This is a genomic window from Pseudomonas sp. LBUM1644 (assembly GCF_059716195.1).
On the sequence record NZ_CP166812.1, the window covers coordinates 1,371,776 to 1,383,928 of the forward strand.

Below are 12,153 nucleotides of genomic sequence, written 5' to 3' on the forward strand. Positions count from 1 at the left end.
TCCTACAGCGGAATGTGAACCCCTGTAGGAGCTGCCGCAGGCTGCGATCTTTTGATTTTAAAGCAGGCTGATCGGGTAGCTGACGATCAACCGGTTTTCGTCGAACTCGTTGTTGCTGTAGTCCCGGCGCATGGTCGAGTTGCGCCATTTCAGGTTCAGGTCTTTTAGCGCGCCGCTTTGCACGGTGTAGCCCAGTTCACTTTCGCGTCCCCATTCCTTGCCGTCGGTGAGGGTGCCGGTGTGGACGTTGTCGCCGCTGATGTAGCGGTTCATCAGGGTCAGGCCCGGTACGCCAAGCGCGACGAAGTTGTAGTCATGGCGCACTTGCCAGGATTTTTCCTGGGCGTTGTCGTAGCTGGAGTTGTAGCTGTCGTTGGCCAGCGTGCCGCCGCTGGTGCCGTTGACCCGCATCCAGGCGCTGTCGCCCGTGAGCTTTTGCAGGCCGACGTAAAAGGTGTTGCCGCCGTACTTGGCCGAGAACAGGCCCGACCAGGTTTTGTTGTCCAGATCGCCGGCGCGGGCGCTGCCATCTTCCTTGCCGTAGAAGAAGCCAAGGTTGGCGCCCAGGGTCCAGTCACCGAGGGGTTGGGTGTGGATCAGGTTGACGAATTGCTGGCTGTAAATGTCTTTGAGTTCAGCGTTCCACAGCGCGATCTGCGTGCGCTTCTCGTTGAACAAGTATTCGCCGCCCTGGAAGTTGAAGCGGTCGGAGGTGAACGCCGCTTTTCCGCTCATCGACATGTCACTCATGCTGCTGTCGTCACGCGGGCTGTTTTGGCGGAACTGGCCGCCGTAGAGCGTCAGGCCGTTGATTTCCTTCGAAGTGATCTGGCCACCGCGGAAAGTTTGCGGCAAGGATCGGCCGTCGTCCGAGCGCAGGATCGGCAGCACCGGCATCCATTCACCGACCTTCACTTCGGTCTGCGACAGTTTCGCCTTGAGCGCCACATTGGTGCGACCGAAGTTATCCGCCGGGCGACCGTCGTGGTCCAATGGCAGCAACTGCGTACCACCGGTGCCTTTGCCGCCGTCGAGTTTTACCGAGTACAACCCCAGCACATCCATGCCAAACCCGACGGTGCCCTGGGTGAACCCGGACTTGGCGTCGAGAATGAAGCTTTGCGTCCACTCTTCAGCCTTGCCCTGAGCCTTGGTCGGGTTGGTGAAGTTACGGTTGATGTAGAAGTTGCGCAGGTTCAGGTTGACCTTGGCACCTTCGACAAAGCCTGACTCTTCGGCCGTCGCGGGCAGTGCCACGCTGGCCAGGGCTGCGGCGATCAGACTGGGAACGAAATAGTGCGCGGTGGAAGGCTTCATGTACTCGGGTCTCTCTAATTCTTGGGGATGCAACGGGGCGATGCCGCAACCGTCGGGGTCGCAGACACAAGATTCGAATTCAAATAAAAGCGGGGCGAGATCAGCCGGAAAGGGCAGGGCGCTGGGGCATGGTGTTGAACCTGTTGTTATTGGTTTTGTTCGGCGAATGGTGCGGGGAATGTACCGGATGGTTCAATCGTGAAAAGCGGGTTTTGGGCGATTATCGAACAGCAAAAATCAAAAGATCGCAGCCTTCTGCAGCTCCTACACGCGATCTCTGTAGGAGCTGCCGCAGGCTGCGATCTTTTGATCTTGCCTTTTCCAAGCCAACAAAAAGCCCACCAAAACGTGGGCTTCTTGTGTTCACAGCGCTATCAGAACAACTTCATCTTCGGCGCTTCTTCTTTCAACGGTTCGTTTTTCGCCGTCTGCTCGTTCCAGCCACCCCCCAGTGCCTTGTACAGATTGACCGCACTGACCAGCTGCGCCAAGCGATCAGTGATCAGCACCTGTTGGGCATTGAACAGCTGGCGCTGGGCATCGAGGAAGGTCAGGTTGCTGTCGACACCGATGCGGTAGCGACGCTCGGCCAGACGGTAGTAGTCCTGGTTGGCGCTGACAAAATCACGTTGCGCCTGTAGCTGTTCGGTGTAGGTCTGGCGGGCGGCCAGGCCATCGGCGACTTCCTGGAAGGCCGTTTGAATGGACTTCTCGTAGTTCGCCACGCCGATGTCTTTCTGAATTTTCGAGTAATCCAGGCTGGCGCGCAGGCTGCCGGCGTTGAAGATGGGCAGGTTGATCTGCGGCTGGAACAGCCACGTGCCCGAACCGCCCTTGAACAGACCGGACAAGTCCGGGCTCAAGGTGCCGGCGTTGGCCGTCAGGCTGATGCTCGGGAAGAACGCAGCCCGCGCCGCGCCGATATTGGCGTTCGCCGCTTTCAGGTTGTATTCGGCCTGGAGAATATCCGGACGACGTTGCAGCAAGTCCGACGGCAAGCCGGGCGGTACGTCACTCAGCAAGTCATCAGACAGCGGCTTGGCCGCCTGCAGGTTGGCCGGGATACCTGTGCCGAGCAGCAGCACCAGGCTGTTTTCATCCTGGGCGACCTGGCGCGTGTACTTGGCCAATTGCGCCCGGGCGTTTTCCACCGAGGTGCGCGACTGAGCGACGTCGAGGGCCGAGGCGACCCCGACTTCGTTGCTGCGGGCGGTGAGCTTGTAGCTCTCGTTGAATGCACCCAGGGTGTCCTGGGTGACTTTCAGCAGTTCCTTGTCGGCTTGCCAGGTCAGGTAGGCATTGGCCACGCTGGCCACCAGGCTGATCTGCGTGCTGCGCCGACCTTCTTCGGTGGCGAAGTACTGCTGCAGCGCTTCTTCACTGAGGCTGCGAACACGACCGAACAGGTCGAGTTCATAGGCGCTGATGCCGACCGTGGCCGAATAGGAACTGGTGATGCCCGCTTGACCGGTTTGTGAAGCGTCCGCCGGAACACGCTGACGGCTGCCGGTGCCATTGGCCGACACAGCCGGGTACAAGTCGGCGCGCTGGATGCGGTATTGAGCCGCGAACGCGTCGATGTTCAGCGCCGCGACACGCAGGTCACGGTTGTTTTCCAGTGCGACCTGAATCAGCTGTTGCAGCGCCGGGTCATGGAAAAACTGCTTCCAGCCTTGCTCGGCGGCAGCCTGGTTCGGTGCCTGGGCCGGCGAATACGCCGGACCTTGCGGGTATTGGTTCGCCACGGGTGCTGCGGGCTGCTGATAATCAGGAATCAGCGAGCAACCACCGAGCACGAAGGCGGCGACGGCTAGGGAGAGTAGCGACTTGCTCATTGGCCAGCCTCTTTAGGAGTTTCAGTGGCGTCATCCGGGTCGGTTTTTTTGCGCTGACCGATGGACGACACAGTGACAAAGAACAGGGGAACCCAGAAGATCGCCAGGATCGTGGCGGTGAGCATACCGCCAATTACCCCGGTACCGATCGCATGTTGGCTACCCGAACCTGCACCCGTGGAAATGGCCAGTGGTACCACACCGAGAACGAACGCAAGCGACGTCATGACGATGGGTCGCAGACGCATGCGGCAGGCTTCGATCGCGGCGTCGCGCAGGCTACGCCCTTGCTCATGCAGTTCCTTGGCGAATTCGACGATCAGAATGGCGTTTTTCGCGGCCAGACCGATGGTCGTCAACAAACCCACCTGGAAATAGACGTCGTTGGACAGGCCGCGCAGGCTGGTTGCCATCAAGGCACCGATAATCCCCAGTGGCACCACCAGCATGACCGCGATCGGAATCGACCAGCTTTCATACAACGCCGCCAGGCACAGGAACACCATCAGCAGCGACAACGCGTACAGCGCAGGCGCTTGCGAACCGGACAGGCGTTCCTCGTACGACAGGCCGGTCCAGGAAATACCGACACCCGCCGGCAGTTTCTTGGCAATGGCTTCGACTTCGGCCATGGCTTCACCGGTGGAATAACCGGGAGCCGGAGCACCGAGGATTTCCATCGCTTCTACACCGTTGTAACGCGACAGCTTTGGCGCACCGTAGATCCACTTGCCTTTGGCGAAGGCCGAGAACGGCACCATGGTTCCGTCGGCGTTGCGCACGTACCACTTCTTGATGTCTTCCGGACTCATGCGCGAGCCGGGTTGGCCTTGCACGTACACTTTCTTCACCCGACCGCGGTCGATGAAGTCGTTGACGTAGCTACTGCCCAAGGCAATCGACAGGGTGTTGTTGATGTTGGTGAGGGTGATGCCCAAGGCACTGGCCTTCTCGTCATCGATTTCCAGCTGATATTGCGGCTCGTCGTTCAGACCGTTCGGACGTACCTGATAGAGCACTTTGCTCTGCGCGGCCATGCCGAGGAACTGGTTACGCGCCTCCATCAACTTGTCGTGTCCTATGCCGGCGCGGTCCTGCAGGAACACGTCGAAACCGGTGGCGTTACCCAACTCCAGGACCGCCGGTGGTGCGAAGGCAAACACCATGGCGTCGCGGAACGTGAAGAAGTGCTGCTGGGCGCGGGCGGCGAGTTTGAACACGCTGTTTTCCGCATCCCGTTCATGCCACGGCTTGAGCATGATGAAGGCCAGGCCAGAGCTTTGACCGCGACCGGCGAAGTTGAAACCGTTCACGGTAAACACCGAGGCTACCGCGCCGGATTCTTTCTCCAGCAGGAAGGAGCGCATCTGGTCGATCACCACCTGGGTCCGTTGGGCACTGGAGCCGGCCGGGGTCTGTACCTGGGCAAACAGCACGCCCTGGTCTTCTTCCGGCAGGAACGCCGTTGGAATACGGGTGAACAGCCAGATCATGCCGACCAGGATGATGACGTAGGCCAGCAGGTACGGGGCTTTGTTGGTCAGCATGTTGCCGACACCGCGCTCGTAGCTTTTGACGCTGCGATCGAAGCCACGGTTGAACCAGCCGAAGAAGCCGCGTTTCGGCGTGCCATGCTCGCCTTTCGGAATCGCCTTGAGCATGGTCGCGCAGAGCGCCGGGGTGAAGATCAGCGCAACCATGACCGACAAAGCCATGGCCGAGACGATGGTGATCGAGAACTGCTTGTAGATCACACCGGTGGAACCGCTGAAGAACGCCATCGGCAGCAATACCGCCGACAGCACCAGGGCGATACCAACCAGTGCGCCCTGAATCTGCCCCATGGATTTCTTGGTGGCTTCCTTCGGTGACAGGCCTTCTTCGCTCATCACCCGTTCGACGTTTTCCACCACGACAATGGCATCGTCCACCAGCAAGCCGATGGCCAACACCATACCGAACATGGTCAAGGTGTTGATGCTGAAACCGAAAGCCGCGAGGATCCCGAAGGTACCGAGCAATACCACCGGCACAGTCATGGTGGTGATGACGGTGGCGCGGAAGTTTTGCAGGAACAGGAACATCACCAGGAACACCAGCACGATCGCTTCGATCAGGGTTTCAACCACACCCTTGATCGACTCGGTCACCACCGGGGTGGTGTCGTACGGGAACACCACTTCCATCCCTTGCGGGAAGAACGGCTTGAGCGTGTCGATGGTCTTGCGCAGGGCTTTGGCCGTGTCGAGGGCGTTGGCACCGTTGGCCAGTTTCACGGCCAGACCGGAAGCCGGTGAACCATTGAACTGGGCGTTGATGCTGTAGTTCTCGCCACCCAGGCCAACGTCGGCGACGTCGGACAGGCGTACTTGCGATCCGTCCTTGTTGACCTTGAGCAGGATCTTGTTGAACTGCTCGGCGGTCTGCAGGCGGGTCTTGCCGATGATCGTGGCGTTCAATTGCTGGCCGGGTACAGCCGGCAGGCCGCCCAGTTGGCCAGAGGACACCTGGATGTTCTGTGCGGCGATGGCAGCCTTGACGTCCACCGGGGTCAGGCTGAAGTTGTTCAGCTTGGCCGGGTCGAGCCAGACCCGCATGGCGTACTGCGAACCGAAGACCTGGAAGTCACCGACACCGGCGGTCCGCGAGATCGGGTCCTGCATGTTCGACACAATGTAGTTGGACAGGTCGTCCTTGGTCATGCTGCCGTCGCGCGACACCACGCCGATGACCAACAGGAAGTTCTTCACTGCCTTGGTCACGCGGATCCCCTGTTGCTGCACTTCTTGCGGCAGCAGCGGAGTGGCCAGGTTCAGTTTGTTCTGGACCTGGACCTGCGCGGTATCGGAGTTGGTGCCTTGCTCGAACGTCGCGGTAATGGTCATGCTGCCATCGGAGTTACTTTCCGAGGAGACATAACGCAGGTTATCGATACCGTTGAGCTGTTGCTCGATCACTTGAACCACGGTGTCCTGCACGGTTTGTGCGGACGCGCCTGGGTAAGTCACCTGGATCGCAATGGCCGGAGGCGCAATGCTCGGGTACTGGTTGATCGGCAGTTTGAGAATCGATAGTGCCCCGACCAGCATGATCACCAGGGCAATTACCCAGGCGAAAATCGGACGGTCGATAAAAAATTTCGACATGGGTTACTCCCCTTTGCCGCTGGAAGCCTTGTCAGCTGTCTGTGCGGGGGCCGGGTTCTTGGTGCCGACGTTGGTGGCTTCGGTTGGCTTGACTTCGACGCCAGGCTTGACGAATTGCAGGCCTTCGGTGATCAGGCGATCGCCAGCCTTCAGGCCATCTTCGATCAGCCACTGGCTGCCGACGGTGCGGCTGGCCTTGAGCTGACGCAGTTCGACCTTGTTGTCCGGGCCTACGACCAGAGCGGTCGGCGTACCTTTCAAGTCACGCGTTACGCCTTGTTGCGGGGCCAGGATCGCCGCCGCGTTCACACCGGCCTGCAATTGGGCGTGGACAAACATGCCTGGCAGCAGCGTGTGATCAGGGTTCGGGAACACCGCACGCAAGGTCACGGACCCGGTGGTCTGGTCAACCGAGACTTCAGAGAACTCGAGCTTGCCGTCCTGCTTGTACTGGCTGCCATCTTCCAGGGTCAGTTTGACCGCGGCCGCATTGTCGCCGGACTTTTGCAGACGACCGCTTTCCAGTTCACGACGCAGCTCAAGCAGCTCGACGGACGACTGGGTGACGTCGACGTAGATCGGGTCGAGTTGCTGAATCACGGCCATCGGATCAGCCTGACCGCTGGTGACCAGTGCGCCTTCGGTCACATTGGAGCGACCGATGCGGCCGGTGAGCGGGGCGTAAACCTTGGTGTAGCGCACATTGATCTGGGCGGTTTGCAGCGCGGCTTCCGATTGCATGCGGTTGGCCACGGCCGTGTCGTATTCCTGACGGCTGACGGCTTGCTCATTGACCAGTTGCTTGTAGCGATCCGCGATCGATTTGGTCTGCTGCAGGTTGGCTTCAGCGCTTTTCAGCGTAGCGTCATAGACCGACGAATCGATCTGATAGAGCTGCTGGCCAAGCTTGACGTCGCCGCCTTCCTTGAACAGACGCTTGAGAATGATGCCGTTGACCTGTGGGCGAACTTCGGCGATGCGGTACGCACTGGTGCGGCCTGGCAGCTCGGAGGTCAGGGTGAAGGCTTGAGGTTGCAAGGTAACGACGCCGACCTGAGGCGGTGGTGCGGCCGGTGCGGCCTCTTCCTTTTTGCATCCGCTTAGCAGTGCTGCCAAGGCGATGGCAGTGACCAGAGCGGTAACAGCTGGCTTGAATTGCATGAAAATCCTCGGGTCAGGCGCGCATGAAACGCACAAGAAAGGTGGAAGGTTAAAAATTGGGTGTCGAGTGGATAAGTAGCTTGCTAATGAATATACTTACGTTCATGGTTGTTTGTAAATACCTTGGCTGCGTACCCACACCGTTACAAAAGCCGTTTCAAAGGTTCGAATTGTAGGCCGGGGACGACACCCAAGAGCGTTTGCCCCACTTTTATTCAGCGGATGTTCAGGCATCGCTGAAGCATCCTGATTGAGGTTGTACTGCCATGGTCCGTCGTACCAAAGAGGAAGCTCAAGAAACCCGTAGCCAGATACTCGAAGCGGCAGAGAAAGCCTTTTTTGAGCGGGGCGTGGCGCGCACGACACTGGCGGACATCGCTACCCTGGCCGGCGTGACTCGCGGGGCCATCTACTGGCATTTCAGCAACAAGGCGGATCTGGTTCAAGCCATGCTCGATACGTTGCACGAGCCGCTGGATGAAATGGCCAAGGCCAGCGAAAGCGAAGAGGAACTCGATCCGCTGGGCTGCATGCGCAAGCTGCTGATTCATTTGTTTCATCAAGTTGCCCTGGACCCGAAAACCCGACGCATCAATGAGATTCTTTTTCATAAGTGCGAATTCACCGATGAAATGTGCGATCTGCGCCAACAGCGCGTTGTGGCCAGCCTCGAATGCAATGACCGGATTGGCCTGGCGCTGCGAAATGCGGTGAATCGGGGGCAATTGCCGGAAAACCTCGACACGTCGCGCGCGGCCATCAGCCTGCATGCCTACATCGATGGCATCCTGTATCAGTGGCTGTTGGCTCCCGACAGTTTTCAACTGCATATCGAAGCCGAGCGTTGGGTCGATACAGGGTTGGACATGCTGCGCCTGAGCCCCAGCCTGCGTAAGTGAAACAACATGCTTAATCGGTTCCGCGTGTGTCAACCGCTGGCGCCATTAATGAACAGTTTTTCACGCGTCATGCGGCAATGGGGTGCTTTTATATACGCCCATTCGTCAGGTTGACAGGTAGCAGGCTCAATATTTTGTACGAATTTTGTGTCGCCCTCGCTACGCGGTCCCTGTAGGAGCTGCCGCAGGCTGCGATCTTTTGATCTTGATTTGCCGATGCTGCCGACGCTGAAGATCAAAAGATCGCAGCCTTCGGCAGCTCCTACAGGGGCGCGTTCCAATAATGTAGGCGCCGCCGCAGGCTGCGATCTTTTGATCCAAAGTAAAAAGCCCCGGCTCTTTCGAACCGGGGCTTTTGCATTTCAATGGCGCAGGCTTACAACGCCGGGTAGTCGATGTAGCCGACCGCTCCTTTGGAGTAGAACAGCTCAGGACGCGCCTCGTTCAGCGGCGCATCGGCTTTCAACCGTGCCGGCAGGTCCGGGTTGGCAATGAACGGCACGCCGAAGGCGACCGCATCGGCCTTGCCGCTGGCGAGCCAGGCGTTGGCGCTGTCCTTGGTGAAACGCTCGTTGACGATGTACGGGCCGCCGAACGCTTCTTTCAGTTGTGGGCCAAGGCTGTCGCCGGCTTCTTGCTCACGGGAGCAGATGAACGCGATGCCACGTTTGCCCAGTTCGCGAGCCACGTAGGTAAACGTCTCGGAGAGATTGTCGTCGCCCATGTCATGGGAGTCAGCACGCGGTGCCAGGTGCACACCGACGCGGCCTGCGCCCCAGACTTCAATCGCAGCGTCGGTCACTTCCAGCAACAGGCGAGCACGATTTTCCAGGGAGCCGCCGTAGTGGTCGGTGCGCTGGTTGGTGCTGCTTTGCAGGAACTGGTCAAGCAGGTAACCATTGGCGCCGTGGATTTCCACGCCGTCAAAACCGGCAGCCTTGGCGTTTTCTGCACCCACGCGGTAGGCGTCGACGATGTCGGCGATTTCAGCGGTTTCCAGTGCACGTGGCGTTGGATAGTCGGCCAATGGGCGAACCAGGCTGACATGACCTTTCGGCGCGATGGCACTCGGTGCGACCGGTGCTTCACCATTGAGGTACGACTCGTGGGACACCCGACCGACGTGCCACAGTTGCAGCACAATCTTCCCGCCTGCGCCGTGGACCGCTTTGGTCACGTTGGTCCAGCCACGGACCTGGTCGTTGGACCAGATGCCCGGGGTGTCGGGGTAGCCGACGCCCATCGGCGTGACCGAAGTGGCTTCGCTGAGGATCAGGCCGGCCGAGGCACGTTGTACGTAGTATTCGGCCATCAGCGCGTTCGGTACTCGGCCTTCGTCAGCGCGGCAGCGGGTCAGCGGCGCCATGATGATGCGGTTGGCCAACTCGAGGTCGCCCAGTTTGATCGGATCGAAAATTGTCGTCATTTAATAGCGCTCTTTTGGAGATCAGTTAGAAGTAACAGCAGCCAGTTCAGGATCGCCGCTCTGGCGGAAAGTAATCAGGGTCACCAGCAGGGCGAGTACCGCCAGTGCGGCGGCCGCGAGTGGCACGCTGGTCAGGCCGAAACCGTGGGCGATGACGCTGCCGCCGACCCAGGCACCGAGTGCGTTGCCGACGTTGAAAGCGCCGATGTTCAGGGTCGACACCAGGTTCGGTGCCGCTTTGCCGAAGGTCACGACGTTCACTTGCAAGGCCGGTACGGCGGCAAAACACGCGGTGGCCCAGAGGAACAGGGTGATTTCGGTCGGGATCAGGGCAACGCTGGTCCAGGTCAGTACGGTGGAGACCACGGCCATGGTGATGAACACGCCGATCAGCGTCGCCGCCATGCCTTTGTCCGCCAGCTTGCCGCCGATGATGTTGCCGACGGTGAGGCCCAGGCCGATGAGCATCAAGGTCCAGGTCACGCCGCGTGGCGAGACACCGGTGACTTCACCGAGCAGCGGGGCGACGTACGTGAACAGGGTGAAGACCGAGGCGGCAAACAGTGCGGTCATGCTCAGGGACAACCAAATCCCGGCCCCCTTGAGCGCGGCCAGTTCGGCGCGCATGTCGAGTTTTTCTTCATCGCGCTTGGCCGGCAGGAAACGGATCAGGCCGATCAGCGCAATCACGCCGATGACGGTCACCGCCCAGAAGGTCGAGCGCCAGCCTGCTTCCTGACCGAGCGCGGTGCCCAGCGGCACGCCCAGCACGTTGGCCAGGGTCAGGCCGGTGAACATCAGGGCCACGGCCGAAGCGCGCTTGTTGGCAGGCACCAGGCCAGCCGCCACCACCGAACCGATGCCGAAGAATGCGCCGTGACACAGGGCGGTGACCACACGGGCAACCATCAGCACGTTGTAGTCCCCGGCCACGGCACAGAGCAGGTTGCCGATGATGAAAATGCCCATCAACGCGACCAGTGCGGCCTTGCGCGGCAGCCTGGCGGTGGCCAGCGCCATGAACGGTGCACCGATGGCCACGCCCAGGGCGTAACCGGTGACCAGCCAGCCGGCGCCGGGGATCGACACACCGAGGTCCGCCGCCACATTGGGCAGCAGGCCCATGATGACGAACTCGGTGGTGCCGATGGCGAAGGCGCTCAGGGCCAGTATGAGTAACGAGAGGGGCATTGTGGATTCCTTGTCTGCTGGCTGACGTGGGGGGCGTTCTCAATTGGTTTTCCCGGCGCTGCGTGAAAACCAATTGAGAACGCCCCCACAGGGTCAGAGCTCTTTACTGAAGGTGCTGAGGAATGCCTGGATGGTTTCCTCGTTGCGTTTGAAAAAATGCCATTGGCCGACTTTGCGGCTGCTGATCAGGCCGGCGCGTTGCAGGGTCGCCAGGTGTGCGGACACCGTCGACTGCGACAAACCGCAACGCTGATCGATCTGCCCGGCGCAAACGCCGTGCTCGTTGCTGTGGGACTGGTCAGGAAATTCAACGTCCGGGTCTTTGAGCCAGTGCAGGATTTCTCGCCGTACTGGGTGTGCCAGGGCTTTTATTATTTCGTCGAGGTCGAGGTTCATGGCTTGGGCTCGTGATGAGTAAAACGCTATATCGCGATGGAGCGAACTTTATATCGGTGCTTCGCGATATACCAATATGATTTTGCTCTGACGACCGCATAAATCGGTATATCGGGTTATAACGATATGTGGGCCGCAGTGCTAAGCTGCGGGCATGAACTATCTCGCCCATCTACACCTCGGTGGCCAGCGCCCCGGTCAATTGCTCGGCAGTCTGTATGGCGACTTCGTCAAAGGGCGGCTGCAAGGGCAGTTCGATCCGGAGATCGAAGCGGCCATCCAGCTGCATCGCAGCATCGACGTCTTTACCGACCGCCATCCGTTGGTGGATGTAGCGTTGTCACGGTTTTCCATGACGCGCCGGCGTTACGCCGGCATCGTGCTCGACGTGTTTTTCGACCACTGCCTGGCACGGGACTGGACGCTTTATTCGGATCAGCCGCTGGCGCGGTTCACGTCGGGGGTGTATCGGGTTTTGTCCGCCGAGCCGCAGTTGCCGGAGCGCCTGGCGCGGATTGCGCCGCAGATGGTGGCGAATGACTGGTTAGGGTCTTATCAGGAATTCGAAGTGCTGGAGCAGGTGTTGCGAGGGATCTCCCGGCGCTTGACCCGGCCGGAGGAATTGGCCGCAGCGATGCAGGAGTTGCGAGTGTTGTATGAACCGTTGAGTGAGGATTTCCGGTTGTTCTATCCTCAACTTCAGACATTCGCCGCAACGCCGCGAATCTAATGTGGGAGCGGGCTTGCTCGCGACAGCGGTGTACCAGTCGACATCAATGATG

10 protein-coding genes are annotated in these 12,153 nt (G+C 59.7%); 2 read left to right on the forward strand and 8 right to left on the reverse strand.

Features of this window, described 5'->3' with window-relative positions:
- Nucleotides 1-57 precede the first annotated feature (57 nt).
- From ACA052_RS06260 to ACA052_RS06275, 4 genes are all read right to left on the reverse strand, one after another.
- Nucleotides 58-1,317 carry an OprD family porin gene (locus tag ACA052_RS06260; protein ID WP_497648862.1) on the reverse strand — a complete coding sequence of 420 codons (1,260 nt, stop codon included), beginning with the start codon at nt 1,315-1,317 and terminating at the stop codon, nt 58-60.
- Nucleotides 1,318-1,691: 374 nt separating this feature from the next.
- Complete coding sequence (emhC, locus tag ACA052_RS06265) at nt 1,692-3,152, reverse strand: efflux RND transporter outer membrane subunit EmhC (RefSeq protein ID WP_497648863.1); 1,461 nt, start codon at nt 3,150-3,152, stop codon at nt 1,692-1,694.
- Nucleotides 3,149-6,298 carry an efflux RND transporter permease subunit EmhB gene (emhB, locus tag ACA052_RS06270; protein ID WP_497648864.1) on the reverse strand — a complete coding sequence of 1,050 codons (3,150 nt, stop codon included), beginning with the start codon at nt 6,296-6,298 and terminating at the stop codon, nt 3,149-3,151. Before emhB ends, emhC begins: the two co-directional genes overlap by 4 nt.
- 3 nt (nt 6,299-6,301) lie before the next feature.
- Nucleotides 6,302-7,459, reverse strand: coding sequence for an efflux RND transporter periplasmic adaptor subunit (locus tag ACA052_RS06275; protein ID WP_497648865.1), 1,158 nt, complete (start codon nt 7,457-7,459; stop codon nt 6,302-6,304).
- A 266-nt stretch (nt 7,460-7,725) separates the two neighbouring features.
- Here ACA052_RS06275 and emhR point away from each other — a divergent pair, with 266 nt between their 5' ends.
- The gene (emhR, locus tag ACA052_RS06280) at nt 7,726-8,358 is read left to right on the forward strand and encodes an efflux system transcriptional repressor EmhR (RefSeq protein ID WP_497648866.1); all 633 of its coding nucleotides are present in this window, start codon (nt 7,726-7,728) and stop codon (nt 8,356-8,358) included.
- Between the two features lie 29 nt (nt 8,359-8,387).
- Here the strand turns inward: emhR and ACA052_RS06285 are convergent, their stop codons facing one another.
- From ACA052_RS06285 to ACA052_RS06300, 4 genes are all read right to left on the reverse strand, one after another.
- On the reverse strand, nt 8,388-8,639 hold the full coding sequence (locus ACA052_RS06285) for a hypothetical protein (protein ID WP_497648867.1): 252 nt from the start codon (nt 8,637-8,639) through the stop codon (nt 8,388-8,390).
- A 95-nt stretch (nt 8,640-8,734) separates the two neighbouring features.
- On the reverse strand, nt 8,735-9,784 hold the full coding sequence (locus ACA052_RS06290; RefSeq protein ID WP_497648868.1) for an alkene reductase: 1,050 nt from the start codon (nt 9,782-9,784) through the stop codon (nt 8,735-8,737).
- Between the two features lie 21 nt (nt 9,785-9,805).
- Nucleotides 9,806-10,975 carry an MFS transporter gene (locus ACA052_RS06295; protein ID WP_497648869.1) on the reverse strand — a complete coding sequence of 390 codons (1,170 nt, stop codon included), beginning with the start codon at nt 10,973-10,975 and terminating at the stop codon, nt 9,806-9,808.
- Between the two features lie 93 nt (nt 10,976-11,068).
- Complete coding sequence (locus ACA052_RS06300; protein ID WP_497648870.1) at nt 11,069-11,371, reverse strand: ArsR/SmtB family transcription factor; 303 nt, start codon at nt 11,369-11,371, stop codon at nt 11,069-11,071.
- A 154-nt stretch (nt 11,372-11,525) separates the two neighbouring features.
- Here ACA052_RS06300 and ACA052_RS06305 point away from each other — a divergent pair, with 154 nt between their 5' ends.
- Complete coding sequence (locus ACA052_RS06305) at nt 11,526-12,101, forward strand: acyl carrier protein phosphodiesterase (RefSeq protein WP_497648871.1); 576 nt, start codon at nt 11,526-11,528, stop codon at nt 12,099-12,101.
- Nucleotides 12,102-12,153: the final 52 nt, after the last annotated feature.

Bases quoted from the DNA above. Each gene is read 5' to 3' on its own strand.
- ACA052_RS06260 (WP_497648862.1), bottom strand. From the start codon at position 1,317: ATGAAGCCTTCCACCGCGCACTATTTCGTTCCCAGTCTGATCGCCGCA.
- emhC (WP_497648863.1), bottom strand. From the start codon at position 3,152: ATGAGCAAGTCGCTACTCTCCCTAGCCGTCGCCGCCTTCGTGCTCGGT.
- emhB (WP_497648864.1), bottom strand. From the start codon at position 6,298: ATGTCGAAATTTTTTATCGACCGTCCGATTTTCGCCTGGGTAATTGCC.
- ACA052_RS06275 (WP_497648865.1), bottom strand. From the start codon at position 7,459: ATGCAATTCAAGCCAGCTGTTACCGCTCTGGTCACTGCCATCGCCTTG.
- emhR (WP_497648866.1), top strand. From the start codon at position 7,726: ATGGTCCGTCGTACCAAAGAGGAAGCTCAAGAAACCCGTAGCCAGATA.
- ACA052_RS06290 (WP_497648868.1), bottom strand. From the start codon at position 9,784: ATGACGACAATTTTCGATCCGATCAAACTGGGCGACCTCGAGTTGGCC.
- ACA052_RS06295 (WP_497648869.1), bottom strand. From the start codon at position 10,975: ATGCCCCTCTCGTTACTCATACTGGCCCTGAGCGCCTTCGCCATCGGC.
- ACA052_RS06300 (WP_497648870.1), bottom strand. From the start codon at position 11,371: ATGAACCTCGACCTCGACGAAATAATAAAAGCCCTGGCACACCCAGTA.
- ACA052_RS06305 (WP_497648871.1), top strand. From the start codon at position 11,526: ATGAACTATCTCGCCCATCTACACCTCGGTGGCCAGCGCCCCGGTCAA.